This is a genomic window from Streptomyces sp. T12 (assembly GCF_028736035.1).
In the GTDB taxonomy this organism is placed as follows: Bacteria; Actinomycetota; Actinomycetes; order Streptomycetales; family Streptomycetaceae; genus Streptomyces.
Genome location: NZ_CP117866.1, coordinates 3573265 through 3588920 on the forward strand (window position 1 = coordinate 3573265; position 15656 = coordinate 3588920).

Annotated in this window: 12 protein-coding genes and 1 tRNA gene; 4 read left to right on the plus strand and 9 right to left on the minus strand. The window is 68.0% G+C overall.

What is annotated here, in order from left to right; translation table 11 throughout:
• Window positions 1-3: 3 nt before the first annotated feature.
• Genes PBV52_RS15900 through ettA form a run of 3 tightly spaced genes read right to left on the minus strand, consistent with a single transcriptional unit; the run spans window position 4 to window position 2759 of the window.
• Window positions 4-672 (minus strand): hypothetical protein, encoded by a 669-nt coding sequence (locus PBV52_RS15900; protein ID WP_274239020.1) that lies wholly within the window; start codon window positions 670-672, stop codon window positions 4-6.
• Window positions 669-1088, minus strand: coding sequence for a thioesterase family protein (locus PBV52_RS15905; RefSeq protein ID WP_274239021.1), 420 nt, complete (start codon window positions 1086-1088; stop codon window positions 669-671). The genes PBV52_RS15900 and PBV52_RS15905 overlap by 4 nt, the downstream gene beginning before the upstream one ends.
• A gap of 6 nt (window positions 1089-1094) precedes the next feature.
• Window positions 1095-2759 carry an energy-dependent translational throttle protein EttA gene (gene ettA, locus PBV52_RS15910; protein ID WP_274239022.1) on the minus strand — a complete coding sequence of 555 codons (1665 nt, stop codon included), beginning with the start codon at window positions 2757-2759 and terminating at the stop codon, window positions 1095-1097.
• 242 nt (window positions 2760-3001) lie between these two features.
• On the opposite strand from ettA, the gene PBV52_RS15915 reads away from it, so the two are divergent.
• Complete coding sequence (locus PBV52_RS15915) at window positions 3002-3514, plus strand: HAD domain-containing protein (RefSeq protein ID WP_274239023.1); 513 nt, start codon at window positions 3002-3004, stop codon at window positions 3512-3514.
• A gap of 165 nt (window positions 3515-3679) precedes the next feature.
• Here the strand turns inward: PBV52_RS15915 and PBV52_RS15925 are convergent, their stop codons facing one another.
• The 4 genes from PBV52_RS15925 to PBV52_RS15940 form a co-directional block, all read right to left on the minus strand.
• Window positions 3680-5098, minus strand: coding sequence for a Cys-Gln thioester bond-forming surface protein (locus tag PBV52_RS15925; protein ID WP_274239024.1), 1419 nt, complete (start codon window positions 5096-5098; stop codon window positions 3680-3682).
• 273 nt (window positions 5099-5371) lie between these two features.
• A complete protein-coding gene (locus PBV52_RS15930) occupies window positions 5372-5836 on the minus strand; it encodes a single-stranded DNA-binding protein (protein ID WP_274239026.1) in 465 nt (154 codons plus the stop codon).
• A 317-nt stretch (window positions 5837-6153) separates the two neighbouring features.
• On the minus strand, window positions 6154-8592 hold the full coding sequence (locus PBV52_RS15935; RefSeq protein ID WP_274239027.1) for a YfjP family GTPase: 2439 nt from the start codon (window positions 8590-8592) through the stop codon (window positions 6154-6156).
• A 3-nt stretch (window positions 8593-8595) separates the two neighbouring features.
• Window positions 8596-10203 carry a dynamin family protein gene (locus tag PBV52_RS15940; RefSeq protein WP_274239028.1) on the minus strand — a complete coding sequence of 536 codons (1608 nt, stop codon included), beginning with the start codon at window positions 10201-10203 and terminating at the stop codon, window positions 8596-8598.
• A 322-nt stretch (window positions 10204-10525) separates the two neighbouring features.
• Between PBV52_RS15940 and PBV52_RS15945 the strand changes: the two genes are divergently transcribed.
• Window positions 10526-10601, plus strand: a tRNA-Arg gene (locus PBV52_RS15945).
• A 126-nt stretch (window positions 10602-10727) separates the two neighbouring features.
• On the opposite strand, the gene PBV52_RS15950 is transcribed toward PBV52_RS15945, so the two are convergent.
• Both PBV52_RS15950 and PBV52_RS15955 read right to left on the minus strand, forming a co-directional pair.
• Window positions 10728-10985, minus strand: coding sequence for a hypothetical protein (locus PBV52_RS15950; RefSeq protein ID WP_274239029.1), 258 nt, complete (start codon window positions 10983-10985; stop codon window positions 10728-10730).
• A gap of 255 nt (window positions 10986-11240) precedes the next feature.
• Window positions 11241-12005, minus strand: a complete 765-nt coding sequence (locus PBV52_RS15955) for a hypothetical protein (protein WP_274239030.1) — start codon at window positions 12003-12005, stop codon at window positions 11241-11243.
• A gap of 607 nt (window positions 12006-12612) precedes the next feature.
• Here PBV52_RS15955 and PBV52_RS15960 point away from each other — a divergent pair.
• Window positions 12613-13911 (plus strand): hypothetical protein, encoded by a 1299-nt coding sequence (locus tag PBV52_RS15960; protein ID WP_274239031.1) that lies wholly within the window; start codon window positions 12613-12615, stop codon window positions 13909-13911.
• Window positions 13912-14761: 850 nt separating this feature from the next.
• Entirely contained in the window at window positions 14762-15622 is an 861-nt protein-coding gene (locus tag PBV52_RS15965; protein WP_274239032.1) for an endonuclease/exonuclease/phosphatase family protein, read from the plus strand.
• Window positions 15623-15656: the final 34 nt, after the last annotated feature.

Below are 15656 nucleotides of genomic sequence, written 5' to 3' on the forward strand. Positions count from 1 at the left end.
GCGTCAGCGCACGCTGACGTCCAACGCCCCAAGTCCCGCACGCCGTACGGCAATCGACCCGTACGGCGTGCGCAGCCGTAGCCACGCACCGGACGAGAGCAACGCCAGATCCCCGGTGCCCCGCAGGAACCCCAGCGACTGGGCGGCGTGCACCGCCCGCACCGGCAGCTGCGTGTCTCCGACGGTCCGGGACCAGATCTCCCGCCCGATCCGGTCGAGTTCGCCGCGCGTACGCCGCTCGGACTCCAACTCCTGGGTACGGGACCGGAATTCGGTGATGCCTGCGCCGACCATCGCCAGCAGCTCGTCCGGCGCGGGCAGCCCCGGCACCGGCAGCCAGCCTCCGCGCGGCGGAAGCACCCCGGCCCAGGGCGGACCGGTGACGGCCGCCGGAACGACAGCCGTGGCAGCCGCCTCGTCGACGGACTCCAGCAGCTCGCCCGCGGACACGGTCACGTCCAGCGTGACGTCGAGCCCGTTCTCGTACGGCTTCGCCAGCCGTACCGCACGGATCGCCAGTACCTCGAAGGACGGCGGCCGCCCGAAGACGGCGAGCGCGGTGCCGGCCGCCTGCAGGCGCACCGCGGCTGAACGGTCGTAGTGGAGCAGCCGGGAGAGGAAGGCCGCGAGGTCCGCCGCCTCCCCCTCGTCGGCGAGGTGGAGCACCGTCATGCGGCGACGGCCTCCGCCTCGTCGGCCGCGTCATCCATGTACTCCCGGAGGAACTCCTTCTCCTCCGCGGTGATCCGGCGCGGCCGTTCCGCCTCGAAGTCGAACGGCACGACCACCGTCGAGGCCCGGACGTAGACCACGTCGTCGTCCTTCACCTCGCAGGTGATGGTGAAGGACGCCGCCCTGATCTCGGTGATCCACAGCTCTATGTCCACCGGGTGGTGCCGGTGCACGAGCTGCCGCTTGTAGTCGATCTCGTGGCGCGCCACCACCGACCCCTGCTTGAAGTCCTTCTCCGGACGGAACAGGAAGTCGATACGGGCTTCCTCCAGGTAGCGGACGAAGACCGCGTTGTTGACGTGTCCGTACGCGTCCATGTCGGACCAGCGCAGGGGGCAGCGGTAGATGTGGCGCAAGATCGATCAGCCCCGGGTCAGCTTCTTGTAGGTGGCACGGTGCGGACGCGCGGCGTCCGGTCCGAGCCGCTCGACCTTGTTCTTCTCGTACGACTCGAAGTTGCCCTCGAACCAGAACCACTTGGACTCGCCCTCGTAGGCGAGGATGTGGGTGGCGACACGGTCGAGGAACCACCGGTCGTGGGAGACGACCACAGCCGCGCCCGGGAACTCCAGCAGCGCGTTCTCCAGGGAGCCCAGCGTCTCGACGTCGAGGTCGTTCGTCGGTTCGTCGAGGAGCAGCAGGTTGCCGCCCTGCTTGAGGGTGAGCGCCAGGTTGAGACGGTTGCGCTCACCGCCGGAGAGGACACCGGCCGGCTTCTGCTGGTCCGGGCCCTTGAACCCGAAGGCGGAGACATAGGCCCGCGAGGGCATCTCCACCTGTCCCACGTTGATGTAGTCGAGCTCGTCGCTGACCACGGCCCAGAGGGTCTTCTTCGGGTCGATGTTCGCGCGGCTCTGGTCGACGTACGAGATCTTGACGGTCTCGCCGACCTTGATGTTGCCGGAGTCCGGGGTCTCCAGACCCTGGATCATCTTGAAGAGGGTGGTCTTGCCGGCGCCGTTGGGGCCGATGACGCCCACGATGCCGTTGCGCGGCAGCGTGAAGCTGAGGTCGTCGATGAGGACCTTGTCGCCGAAGCCCTTGGTGAGGTTGGAGACCTCGACGACGATGCTGCCGAGCCGCGGGCCCGGCGGGATCTGGATCTCCTCGAAGTCCAGCTTCCGCATCTTGTCGGCCTCGGCGGCCATCTCCTCGTAGCGGGCGAGACGGGCCTTGGACTTGGCCTGACGCCCCTTGGCGTTGGACCGCACCCACTCCAGCTCTTCCTTGAGCCGCTTGGCGCGCTTGGCGTCCTTCTGCCCCTCGACCTTGAGACGGGTCTGCTTGGTCTCGAGGTACTTGGAGTAGTTGCCCTCGTAGCCGTGCAGACGGCCGCGGTCGACCTCGCAGATCCAGCCGGCGACGTTGTCGAGGAAGTACCGGTCGTGGGTCACGGCCACGATGGTGCCCTCGTACTTGGCGAGGTGCTGCTCCAGCCAGTTCACCGACTCGGCGTCGAGGTGGTTGGTGGGCTCGTCGAGGAGCAGCAGGTCGGGGGCTTCGAGCAGCAGCTTGCACAGCGCCACACGCCGCTTCTCACCACCGGAGAGGTTGGTGACGGCCCAGTCGCCGGGCGGGCACCCGAGCGCGTCCATGGCCTGCTCCAGCTGGGCGTCCAGGTCCCACGCGTTGGCGTGGTCGAGCTCCTCCTGCAGCTTGCCCATCTCGTCGAGCAGCGCGTCGGAGTAGTCGGTCGCCATCAGCTCGGCGATCTCGTTGAACCGGTCGAGCTTGCCCTTGACCTCGGCAACACCCTCCTGGACGTTCTCCAGGACGGTCTTGTCCTCGCTCAGCGGCGGCTCCTGCAGGAGGATGCCGACGGTGTACCCCGGCGACAGGAAGGCATCGCCGTTCGACGGCTGCTCCAGCCCCGCCATGATCTTCAGGATGGTCGACTTACCGGCACCGTTCGGGCCGACCACACCGATCTTTGCGCCGGGCAGGAAGTTCAGCGAGACGTCGTCAAGGATGACCTTGTCGCCGATTGCCTTGCGCGTCTTGCGCATGGTGTAGATGTACTCAGCCAAGAGAAACCGTCCGGCAGCTTGAAATCAGGCAGTGGGCAGATACACCCCATCTTGCCCGACCGCCACCCCTGGGGGGAAACGCGTATACCGCAGGGGCTCTGACCTGGCGTTTCGCGGATGGCGCCGGAGACTCGCCTGTCACTGCCGGTCGCCGCCGGTCGGGCACGGGCACCCTCGCACCGCCCACGGACGGCCCAGCCCGAGGGTGCCGCTCCCCCACCGCGCCGGGCTATCGTGCCGCCGTGACCAGCGCACCGGAGCGCCCTCTCCTCTTCCTCGACGTCGATGGCCCACTGATCCCGTTCGGGTCACCGTCCGGTCACCCGCAGGTCGCCACTGCCGCCGCGGCGGCGCCTGCCGATCAAGGGAACCCACTGCTGACCCGGCTTGACCCAGGGATCGGGGCGCGCCTCATGGCCTTGGGCTGCCCTCTCGTATGGGCGACCACCTGGATGGACGAGGCGAACGAGGCCGTGGCCCCACGCATCGGCCTACCGCCACTGCCCGTGGTGGAGTGGCTGGACACCGGTGCCGCGGAAGGCCCGCGGGGCCTGCACTGGAAGACCCGCTCCCTGGTCGAGTGGGCCAACGGCCGGCCATTCATCTGGGTCGACGACGAGATCAGCGGCACGGATCGTCAGTGGGTCGCCGGCAGCCACCCAGGGCCGTCACTTCTCCACCGCGTCGACCCGGTCAAGGGCCTCACCGAAGCCGACTTCACAACGCTCGCCACTTGGCTCTGCACAGTTCCGTAGGACCGAGACGCGAGCATTCACCGCCCTGCCATCCGCCAGGAACTCGCACGTCGTCCGCGCGCACAGCTCGCCCTCGGTGATCCCGAGCCGCGTCGCGGTGTCCGCGGGCGCCTGCCGCTCGGCACGAAGCGAATGTCGGCAGGCGCTCGCGCTTGCGTCGGGCGCTCAGTCCTGCGTCCGCGCTTCCTTCTTCCGTACGAAGACCAGGGCCGCGCCGCCGATCAGGACCAGGCCGATGGCGAGGCCCGTGATCAGGGGGGTCATGGCGGAGCCGCCGGTCGCGGCGAGGTTGGTGTCGTCGGATGTGGTGCCGACCGTGGCGGGGCTCGGCTCGCTGACGGTCTGGGTGACGGCGCCTGCCTGGTCGGCCTCGGTCGCCTGCGTCATGCAGTCCAGCACGCCGGTGAAGCGCTGCTCGAAGCGGGCCGGGCCCTGGATGGTGAAGTCGTAGGCCTGGTCCTCCTGGAGCGGGATCGTCACCGTCCGCGACTCGCCCGCCGGGATGCTGTACTCGATCCCGAGCAGCTCGAAGGTGAAGGCCGCGTCGCCCTTGTTGGCCGCGGTGATGTCGACACCGCCCTTGTCGCAGTTCTCCGCCGCCGACAGTGCGGGTATGGCACCGGTCCCCGCCCAGGTCGCGCTCGCCGTCGCCGAGACGGTCGACTCGCTGGAGCCGGCCAGGATCTGCGTCTGGCTGCGGCTCTCGGCGGCGAAGGCCCGCCCCACCGGCACGGTCGTCGAGGCCTGCACGGACAGCTCGGCCTGGCCGGCCGCGGCCTTCTCGGGCACCTCGAAGAACACCTGAGCGCCGTCGGCCGCGGAGGTGACGGCCTTGCCGTCCTTGTCCACGATCCGCACCCCGCTGGTGGCGGCGTCCGCGGGCGGCGTCACCGTCACGCTGCCGGCGTTGGTGTGCACCGTCACCGGACCGAGCCGCTCACCGGGGTGGCCGGAGACCGCGGGCGGGTCGAGCGTCAGCGACGCCTGGGGTTCGGCCACCGAGCGTGCGCTGTGCTCCAGGTAGTCCGCGAGCTTCTCGGCCTGCGGGTCGACGGCGTCGACGGCCACGCCGTCCGAGTAGCGCCAGATGGCCACCTGGGTGCCGGCCGCCGCGTCCTGCTCGGTGAGGCCGCCCTCGACGCCCGCCTTGCCGGCGAGTGCCGCGAGGTCGTTCACCTGCGGGTAGGAGTTCTGCAGGATCCAGCGGATCTTGCCCGCGTCCTTGTTGGCGCCCAGCGAGGTGCCGTTCCAGGGCGTCTCGTGGTACTTGGCGTCGCGCTGCGTGGGGTTGTGGATGTCGACGCAGTACGTCTGCAGGGTGCCGCCGCCGTCGACGGACATCTCGAACAGGCCGGCCGAGATCTCCTGGTCGCCGGAGTCGGCGTGGACGACCGCCGCGCCGTATGTCTTCAGGCCGCCTATGGTGGCGGTCGCCCCGCCCTGGCTCCGCTCCGTCCCGTCGGCCGCGGCCGTGCCCGCGCCGGCCATCACCGAGGCGGCGACGAGCCCGGACACCAGGGTCGCCGCGGCGAGGCGGGCTGCCCCTCGTCCGCGCACCGACAGCGCGGAGAACGCAGAAAACACAGAATTCCCCTTCGAGCAGGACCCGTTGACGTGGGGGATGAGGTCCCACCAGCAGAATCAGAAGCCCCGAGAGCTATGTCCGGCATCCTAGGGACGCGCCGCACCACGCTTCCCTGTGATCCCGTCGGAGGGCCGATCCGACTCGGAATCGTTATCGCCAAGATCCGTTGCGAGCAGGGCTTATCGACAAATCCACCGGGGTGGTTCGGAACGCATTCGTCGATAAGCCGCAGTTCGGTCAGCTCCGGTGTCGGCGGCGGCGAGTGACTGACGTCACGTCACCGCCGCTGGTTCCGGGGCCTGTTGGGCTTCGCTCTCCGCGGGTTGCGTCTCCCAGTTGGGCTCGGGGCGGTCCGGTGCGGCGGTGGCTCCCGCCTCCGGCCTCGGGGTGCGCCGGAAGGCCGACGTGCCGCGGGCGAGGTCGTGGCCGATAGCCACCGCGTCGATGTCGGCCGAGGTCCAGCTCTGGCCCTCGCGCACGTCCGAACGCACCTTCAGCCGACCCTGCACCACGACGGGATCGCCCACGTTCAGCGACCCGGCGGCGTTCGTGGCGAGCTGCCGATTGGCCCACACGGTGAAGAAGTTGGTGTGCCCGTCGGTCCACTCGTTCTTCCCGCGGTCCAGGTAGCGCGCGGTCACCGCCAGCCGGAAGCGCGCGGACGGTCCCGTCGCCAGTTCCCGGTACACGGGCTGCGTCGCCACGTTGCCCACCGCGCAGATGGTCGTCTCGTTCATCTCGAACCCCTCCCTCACCCGGCCGCTCCAGCCGGGCGGATACGCCTACGGGCCCGTCCCGTACGGCTGCGTCCGACATGACGGCGGCGCGCGTTGGCACGTCCCGGTACGTCTCTCGTACGTCCCCGGTACGTCCCTTTGCCGCCGCCGTCACCGCGATCGACCGCGTCCGTCGCGATCGCCGCGAAGCCAGACTGCCTCCGCCGGGCCGAGCCCGCTGAGCCCTGTGGATCACCGCCGATCTGTGGATATCTCCGCCACCCGAACGAGTGAGCCACCGGCCCTCTGCCCAAGGTCGCCCCCCCCGGGCCCTCAGTTCACCTCGCCGCGACCCCCGCCCCCATCACCCGCCCGTACTGCTCCCGAACCTCCCGATAGCGCAGCAGCTCCGCCGCCACCGGATCCAGCACCCGGGCCCGCCCGCACCCGGCCGCCGCCTCCCGCAACCGCCGTTCCGCCTCCAGGCCGTACCGCCGTGCCGGCCCCCGTGCTGCGATCCGGCATCCCCACTCGACGAACGGACCGCCGACGATGCCGGCCACCATCAACAGCACCGGCACGCCCAGGTTGGGTGCCATGACCCCGATGATCTGCCCCACCAGCCAGAGCCCGCCGATGACCTGAAGGATCGTCATGGCGGCCTGCACCAGGACCGCCGCCGGCCACCAGCCCGGCCGCGGCGGTCGCCCCGGCGGCAGTCCGGCCCGCGCGGCCAGGTCGTCCAGCGCCTCGGGCAGCCCCTGGGCCCCCCGTACGGCCGCCTCGCGCACCGCCTGCGCCCAGGCCGTGGGCAGCCCGGCCGACGCATGGTCGGCGACCGTCCGCACCGCCTGTTCGACGCGCTGGCGCGCGGTGGCCTCCTCGTCCGTCTGGCCGCGCAGAGTCAGGCGTCCCGTCGGGGGTTCGCCGCGGTCCTGGTACCAGCGCCACAGCCGCAGCCAGGGCGTCCCGCACGCGCGGTTGGCGTTGCGCAGCCAGGCCCGCTCGGCGGCCTCGCCCGCGGCCGTGGCGCCGATCGCGTCCGCGAGCCGGGCGGAGAACTCGTCCCGCGCCTCCTCAGTGAGCCCGGTCCGCCGGCGCGCGGCGTATACGGGCCGCAGCCGCCACCCGGCGGCGTCCACGTCGGCCGAGATCCGGCGCGCCGCGGCGCCGCGCTCCGCCACGAACTGGCCGAGCGCCTCGCGCAGGTCACCGACGCCGTCCCCGGTGAGCGCGGACAGCGCGAGCACGGTCGCGCCCGGTTCGCCGTGCTCGCCCAGCGCGATGCCGTCCTCGTCGAGCAGCCGCCGCAGGTCGTCGAGGACCTGGTCGGTGGCCTCCCCGGGCAGCCGGTCGATCTGGTTGAGGACGACGAACATGATCTCGGCGTGCCCCGCCATGGGCCGCAGATAGCGCTCGTGCAGCATGGCGTCGGCGTACTTCTCGGGGTCGACCACCCAGATGACCGCGTCGACGAGCGCCAGGACGCGGTCGACCTGCTCGCGGTGCTGTACGGCCGCCGAGTCGTGGTCGGGCAGATCGACCAGGACGAGCCCGCGCAGCTGCCCGTCCGCGGTCGCGTTCTGCGCCGGGCGCCGCCGCAGGCGTGGCGGGATGCCGAGCCGGTCGATGAGGCCGGCCGCGCCGTCGCTCCAACTGCACGCGAGGGGCGCGGCGGTCGTCGGACGCCGTACGCCCGTCTCCGAGATGGTCACTCCGGCGAGCGCGTTGAAGAGCTGCGACTTGCCGCTGCCGGTGGCGCCGGCGATCGCGACGACGGTGTGCTGCCCGGAGAGCCTGCGCCGCGACGCCGCCTCGTCGAGCACCTTGCCCGCCTCGGCGAGCGTCTTGCTGTCGAGCCGGGTGCGGGAGAGCCCGACCAGTTCACGCAGCGCGTCGAGCCGGGACCGTAGCGCCCCGTCGTACGCGAGCGGCGTCACGACCGGCGAGCCGACGGCCCTGGGCTCCACGACGGCGGGCTGCTCGGAGGCGGCGGTCTCATTCACCCGCCGTGCGATGAGCCCGTCGTCCCAGGGGGGCGCGGATTCCGTACCGGAGGGGGAGTCCGCGCGTGAGGGGGGTTCCGTGCGCGAAGGGGACTCCTTGCGGGAGGCGGGCTCCGCGCGGGACGAGGACTCCGGACGTGAGGAGGGCTCCTTGCGCGAAGAGGGCTCCGGACGTGAGGAGGATTCCGTACGGGACGAGGGTGGCTGCGGACGCGAGGAGGATTCGGTACGGGACGAGGGCGGCTGCGGACGCGAGGAGGACTCCGTACGGGACGAGGACGGCTCCGTACGAGACGCCGACTGCGTACGAGGCGAGGACTGCGTACGACGTGAGGTGTCGCCGCTCTCGTGGCCGCCGCCCTCCTTGCCGCCGGCCTCGGAGCGGCCCCCGCGCGCGTCGGTGTCGGCGTCCCCCACGCGCGCGTGGTCGTCGTTGGGCCGCCCCTCCCGCTTCGTCGGCGTCCTCCAGAGAGCCCGCTTGTCCGGCTCCTCGGCCACAGCGGGGCTCTCGCCGTCGCCGGGGCCTCCCTCCGCGCGGCCCTCTGCGGGGAGGGAGCTTTCGGAAGGCTTCTGCGCACCGCGGGCGTCCGCCGCGCCGCGTGCGCCCGCGGTATCGGGAGCGCCATCCCCAGAGACGCTCACAGGGACGTTCACGGGGACGTCCCCGTGGACGTCCGCAGGGATACCGGCTTCGCGTTCGTCGTCCATCGTGACGACGTCCTCCCGCTGATCGGCGTGCTCCGTGTGGTCCTGGTCAGTGACGGCAGTCACCGGTCACCTCTCCTTCAGCAGTACGGACAGCGCGGCGATGAGTTCGGCCTGGGGGTCCGGATGGATCTCCAGGGCGTCGAGTGGGGCGAGCCGGCGCTCGCGTTCGTTGTGCATGACCCGGTCCAGGTGCTCGGCAAGCAGCCGCCCGGCCCGGTCACGCAGCCGCAGCGCCCCGTGCGCCCCGATCCGCTCGGCGAGCCCCTCCCCCGCGGACCGCGCCCGGCGGGCGCCCAGCAGCGCGGTGGCGACAAGGGCGGTGACGACCTCGGAATCGGGGACGACGCTGCGGTCGTGGACGCTCACCTCGTCCTCGGCGTACTCCTCGAGCTCCCGCCGCCATCGCCGTACGGCCAGCCCGATGCGGTGCTCGACACTCGCCGGCCTCGGGTCACGGTCCGTCAGCTCGGGAGCCGCGGCGGCCGGTTCGCGCCGCCAGGCGTCATCGACGCGCTCGTCGGCGGCGGTGACAGCGCACAGCAGGAGGGTGCTCAGACTGTCCACCAGCGAGTCGAGGAGCTCCCCGGCGGAGCAGTCGAGCGGGAAGGCGCGCCAGCGCTTCAGGGCGTCGCCGGCGAGTACGGCGCCGGCCTGCAGCCGGCTCCGCACGCGCGCGTACTCGCTGTCGTACGCGCTGTCCACGGCGGCCGTGAGCCGCAGCGCGGCCGCGTACTGGGCGGCGGCGGCACTGGCGAGCTCGGGCATGCGGGCCTTGAGGGAGTCGAGAAGCCCGTGTGCCGTACGGGCCACGACGTGCTCCCGTGCCGCCGGGTCCTGGGCCTGCTGGACGAGCCAGGTGCGCAGCGCCGCAACGGCGCTGGCCGGCAGCAGTCCGCCACCCCAGGCCGACTCGGGCAGCTCGGGCACGGTGAAGCGGGGTACTTCGCCGAGGCCGGCCTTGGTGAGGAGCGCCCCGTACTGCCGCGACACCTCGGACACGACCTGATGGGGAACCCTGTCGAGAACGGTCACCAGGGTGGCGTCGTACTCCTTGGCGGTGCGCAGCAGGTGCCAGGGGACGGCGTCGGCGTACCGCGCGGCCGTGGTGACCATGACCCAGATGTCGGCGGCGCAGATCAGTTCGGCGGCGAGGGCACGGTTGTCGGCGAGCAGGGAGTCGATGTCGGGCGCGTCGAGGAGGGCGAGCCCGGCGGGCATGGTGTCGGCGGTCTCGACGCGCAGCACGCGCGCGCCGTCCTCGCCCGGCAGCATCAGTTCGTCCGCCGGATCGTGCTCGGGCACCCACACACGTGTGAGATCGGGCAGTACGCGCATCCCGCTGAACCAATGATGATCCTCCGGATGGCAGACCAGCACCGGGTTTCGCGTCGTCGGCCGCAGCACGCCCGCCTCGGTCACGCGTCTTCCCACGATGGAGTTGACGAGCGTCGACTTCCCGGCCCCGGTGGATCCTCCCACCACGGCCAGCAAGGGCGCTTCGGGCTCTCTCAGGCGGGGCACCAAATAGTCGTCGAGCTGCGCGAGCAGTTCGTCGCGGTTGGCACGCGCGCGTGGGGCCCCCTCCAGGGGCAGCGGGAAGCGTGCGGCAGCGACACGGTCGCGCAGGGCGGAGAGTGCGTCGAGCAGCTGAGGCCGTACGTCCAAGGTCACCACATGCGAAGAATGCCCAATTTTAGGGGAATTCTGAAGCATATGAGCATGTCTGCGCGCCGACGGGACACAAGGGATGGAAGGGGCGACTGGGACACAGGCACAGTCCAGGCATAACGAGTGCACAACACCCGGGGCGCAAGAGCCCAAAAGCGGTGCACGATTCGCACCTGCCTGCGATTATCAGGACCGCTTCACCGAACCTCCACATCGAGCCACGGAGGCGAAGCAACTGGGACATGGACGCGGGAGCCCTATCCTTGTCCCCGGCATCGTCACGGACCAGCCCACACCCCGGGCACCACGACCGAGGCCACCACAACCGGCCCCCGTAGCTCAGTGGATAGAGCAGGCGCCTTCTAAGCGCTTGGCCGCAGGTTCGAGTCCTGCCGGGGGCGCCACTGACGCCCTGTCAGGTTGGCGACGTTTTCGCAGGTCAGACCATGCCCAGCCTGCGCTTGCACCCAGCGTGCGCCGATTCGGAGAGCGGCGCAGGCGTCCGGCTGGAACCGGCTTAAACCGGGCCCCTACGGGCGCCTGCCCCCCATGCGTCCCCCAGCCTCCCCGCCTCGAAGGTGCCCGGTGGCCGTCAGCCGGGCCAGTAGCCCCTCCGCGTCCGACAGGTTCTTCGCGCCCATCACGATCGCCACCGCCAGCGAGATGAGCACCTCGGCCCGTTCCCGCCAGGCGCCCGGCCCGCGCGGTAACACCCCGCCCAGTGCGGACGTCAGCCCCGTACGGTCCGCGCAGCGGCGCAGCAGCACCGCCCCCACATGCCCGATCAATTCACCTCACGGCATGAAACGGAAGTGTCGGACCTCAAGGGGTCACTTCAGCCGGATGAGCGCACCTGCCGAGCCGCTGGCCCGCCTAGGCGGCCCTGGCTGATGTCAGTACGCGTGCCGCCAGTGGATCGCTAATATGCGGTTCCATATAGTCAATTGGAATCCGGCGACCACCCGAGCCGACTCTCGGGCCACAGGACTGCCCACCCTCAGCCGCAGAACGCGAAATCATCCGCCGAATCCGTCGGCGGATCATCACGAAAGATCGAGGTCAGGAAGCAGGGCAAGGTGTTCCTCGCGGACCAGGTCGAACCTGAGGGCGAATGCGACTAAGGCCTCACGCTTTGAGTGCATACGGCCTCCGTCCACATACTTGGCCCAATGGCTGACCGGTAGCTTCTGATCGGCCAGGTAGTCGATGTGGTAATTGATACTGCTGCGGTTTGCACCTTTGAACTGATCGGTAACCCTCAACCTCTCAACCACCTCTTGAACGGAGGGCACTGCCGCCATAGATGAACCGCGCAATCGCGGCTCACAGAGCGTAACGAGAACAGCAAAGTACTTGCTCGCCGTATCCAATTTGAACATATCCGACTCGGCCACGCTAGCGGCCCGCTCAGGTCCGAGCATGACCGGCGGCGGACTGAAAACAGTGAGTTCGACTATGTCCAAACCGGACGGAATCAGAATGCGAGACATTTCAAAAGGAATTACCATACCCAATCGACGAGGGCGCGCCTTGATCAGCTCCGTACCCCCCTCTAGGTTCTCGATGACAAAAGTGGAGGACGTGGTGAAATTCGAGAGGAGGAGGTGATTGCTGGAAACCTCAAACGCGCCAATTCCTGGCACGGCTTTGGGTTGAAATACTCCGGTGCGGCTCGATATTTTGAATTCTAGCCGATCGCCGACTTTTAGATTACTACGTCCCCCCTCTGAATTCACCCCGCTAAGGTCGCGAGCATTTCCGCGCCAGGTCACGATCACTTCTACGTCGGATTCGATTTTGGTAGGCATGAACAGCACTTCCCCGTTTTTGTTGACCTCTCGCCATTGTCACACCTTGTCGGATTGAACACCTTTCCGTCGCCTCGACTATCACCGCATCTTAAGGTGACACGAGTATCGCATCGGCAAGTTTCATTGACATGACAAGAGGGATGTTGGCATCGGAGCCCGCCAGCATGAGGTTCGGTGGCCACAGAGCCGGCCGAGACTCCCGCGCCTCATATCTGACTTGCTTGATCATGAGACCGTACAACGCGCACAACTACCCTAGCAAAGTAAAAAGTTGGGGCTCATGGAGTGATCTCGGTTGCTGTCAGGCCGGTACTGCAGGGGAGCTTCAAGAGCTCGCTTGCGTCGTTGCCACTAGTGGATCCGTTTTGCAATGGTCTGATGTGTTCTGCGTGCAAGGGGCGTGTTGATCTTGGCTCTTGACGCTCGACTGGCCTTTGGATACTGTTTCTGCCCCTGTTGATTTGACGGGTCGGCCACTCGGTGGCCACTCCGGCAATCGGCGCGAACTGAACGATCTGTTCATTCTCTGGCGCTTATGCAATGCAGTACAGGTTGAGCAGGCATGAAAATGCCTGTCCTGCCATCCGTCCTAGTACACTCTGATATGCGGGGTAAGGTGTCAACAGACGAAAGCGCTATATCCAGCGCGGTTTTACGAGAACAGCATGGGCGTCAACTCCATGAATTCGCACGGCGACTTCGCGATGGCCATAACCGAAGTCGAGATGCACTGAGTCTGGTCCCGAGCGAAAACCGCCTTTCCCCTTTGGCGCAGTTGCCTCTGCAGCTTGATTTTCACAACCGTTACTTCTTTAATGAAGACCACGACCCGGATTTTTGGCAATTCAGGGGCGGGGAAAGCGTCGCAGACATCGAAACGGATGTGGCGCATAGCAGCTTGAGCGCGCTGTCCGATGCGCCGTTCGTCAACCTCCGCCCGGTTTCCGGGCTCAGCGCGATGATCGTCGCGATCTCGGGCCTGGGTGGCGACCCGGGCAGCACGGTCGTCTGCATCGACCCCGCGAGCGGAGGCCACCACGCCTCCGCGGGAGTGATCGAGCGCTTTGGCTTTGTTCCTGCCACCGTCTCTGTTGAGGCAGGCGCCGTGGACATCGACGGCCTGCGGAAGATCCTTTCTTCGCAGAACGTATCCCTGCTTTACCTTGACCTGGCGAACAGCCTGCATCTGCTGGACGTTGCCGCAGTCGCCGCATGCCTCGCTGAGCACAGCCCGCACACCTTGCTGCACATCGACGCCAGTCACACCCTCGGGCTCATTCTCGGCGGCCAGGCGCCCAACCCACTTGATCTCGGCGCAACCAGCTTCGGTGGCTCTACGCACAAGACCTTTCCCGGGCCGCACAAGGGCGTCCTGTTCACCCGGCTGCCGCATGTGAGTCGGCTCATCAAGGACGCGCAGCGTATCTTGGTAAGCAGTCACCACTTCGCCTCGACCCTTGCGCTGGGTCTGGCCGCACGCGAGTTCCAGCACTTCGGCCCAGCTTACGCGCGACAGGTCGTTGCCAATGCCAAGCGGTTGGGTGCCGAGTTGACGGAGCGGGGCTTTGATGTTCACCGCTGCACGGACGGGTTCACCGATAACCACATGCTCTGGGTCAATGTCGGGGACCCCGCCGCAACCAACAAGCTCGCTGGGGCCCTGGCCGAGGCTGGGATCCGGGCCAACGTCCAGACTGAGAATGAAATGCCGAACGTCTCAGGTGCTGTGTTCCGACTGGGCACCAACGAGGTGACGTTCGAAGGTGCTACCGAGACGTCCATGGCCCTAATTGCCGAGGCATTCGCGGCGGCTCGGGATGGTGCAGTCGACCGTGCTGCCAAGAACCGCTCACAGGCGCGGCAGTCGTTCGAGAGTCCCTACTTCTTCGCTGACACGGAGTAGGCGTCGGCGCCCGGAACCACGTACTACAGCCTCAGATCATGTGACCTTGGGGGATTGCCCCCGTTTATGGACATTCCTTGAGGATCGGATCGTGGGGTCCGAGGAGGAGGTGTCCGGGTGGCTGCATGGCGGTATGCGGAGGAGTTCAGGCGGGACGCGGTCGAGCTGGTGGCATCCACCGGCCGCCGGTCAACGCGGTGGCCAGGCAGGGCGGTTGCAAGGTCCCGGTGACCTTGCGAGTGCGCAGGTCACGACAGTGTGACCATGCTGGGTGAGCGCTCGACCAGATACAACGAAGCTCCGTTGCGGAGGTGACCTTCCCAAGTCCCCTTCGCGCAACGGAGCTTCGCTGTGCCGCCCGTCTGCCACCGTCTGCCTGGTCGAGTCGCCCACCCGTCAGCACCGCGCGGTGGGCTCGATGGCCGAGCGGCCGGCCACGCTGGCTGATCCGCGGTGTCGGCGCGGCAAACGTCGCCCCTTCGCGGCGGTACTGCTGACTGCCTGTTCCGCCGTGGTCTGCGGGGCGAAGAGCTTCGCGGCGGTCAACGAGTGAGCTTCTTAGAAGGGGGGCGGTGCGAAGAGGGACGCGAAGAGCACGCCGGAGGACAAGGATGCGGTGATCGCACGTCTGATGGCGGAGAACGCGGCGTTGAAGAAGGGCAACAGGGAGCTGGGGGATGGAGCGTGATGTCCTCATCCGAAAATGAATCACGGTGGTGGGCAGGCTGAGGTGCCCCGGGTGTTGGTCGATGGGCGACCGGCAATGGAATGGCCGATTGGGACAACCCGGACTGCGGGCGCGACCGACACGACCAGCATGCAGGCCGCAATCACACTGTCCGCACCTAGCGTGGAAGAGTTCGACACACGGATCGCCGACGATTCGAGATTGGTATACGGAACAGGTCTCACTTCCTCCCTACGAATGGGCGACACTGTGGAACCCACATCCCTCATCAAGCTCGCAACCTGGAACATAGGAGGCGGGATTCTCGGCGCATCCCATCAGCGCGGCGGAATCCCCTCGCCGGACTACTATGCTTCGGTGCTGCGGCAGCATGCGCCCGATGTGGTCTGCCTCCAGGAGGCTCACGACTACCTCGGGCGTTGCGAGAGCCAGCCGCACTACCTGGCGCGCCGAGCGGGGTATCCGCACGTGGTGTCGTTCCCCACCAGCGCCTCGCACCTAGCAGGAGACGCCAACCTCACGCTGGCGGTCCTGTCCCGGTTCCCGCTCGGGAACGCGGTGTACAGACAATTCCCAAACCCCGGCCTGACTGGCACCGGCCCAGACGGAGAGGCATGGTCGCTGGCAGACAAGGGATACATGATCACAAAGGTCGACCTGGGTGGCCGTCAGGTCGGGCTGATTAACGGCCACTGCTTTCCGCTGCGGTACTTCGGCGCACGTGCCACAGACCCAGCATTTACTGAAGTATGGGACATGCTCACACGGGACATGCTGACCCTCAAGGAGTCCGGTCCGGCCGTGGTCGCCGTCGACCTGAACCATGACCCGATCGAGGACGTGCTGAATGAGGTCCTCAGGCAAGACAGGTACATCAACGCGTTCGCGAATACCGTCACGGCCGTCAAGGGCGCCAAGCGGGACCATATCCTCTACGAGCAGGGGATGCGCCTACTGTCGGCTACTGTGACGGCCACCGAATCCGATCACGCGTACCGTCAGGTGAGCCTTTTCGTCGAATGATCTACCTCCCAAATCCATAATTGAGCTTCTTTGG

Excerpts from the sequence above, each read along its gene's own strand:
- PBV52_RS15900 (WP_274239020.1), bottom strand. The coding sequence starts at position 672 with ATGACGGTGCTCCACCTCGCCGACGAGGGGGAGGCGGCGGACCTCGCG.
- PBV52_RS15930 (WP_274239026.1), bottom strand. The coding sequence starts at position 5,836 with ATGAACGAGACGACCATCTGCGCGGTGGGCAACGTGGCGACGCAGCCC.
- PBV52_RS15955 (WP_274239030.1), bottom strand. The coding sequence starts at position 12,005 with ATGCCTACCAAAATCGAATCCGACGTAGAAGTGATCGTGACCTGGCGC.
- PBV52_RS15960 (WP_274239031.1), top strand. The coding sequence starts at position 12,613 with ATGCGGGGTAAGGTGTCAACAGACGAAAGCGCTATATCCAGCGCGGTT.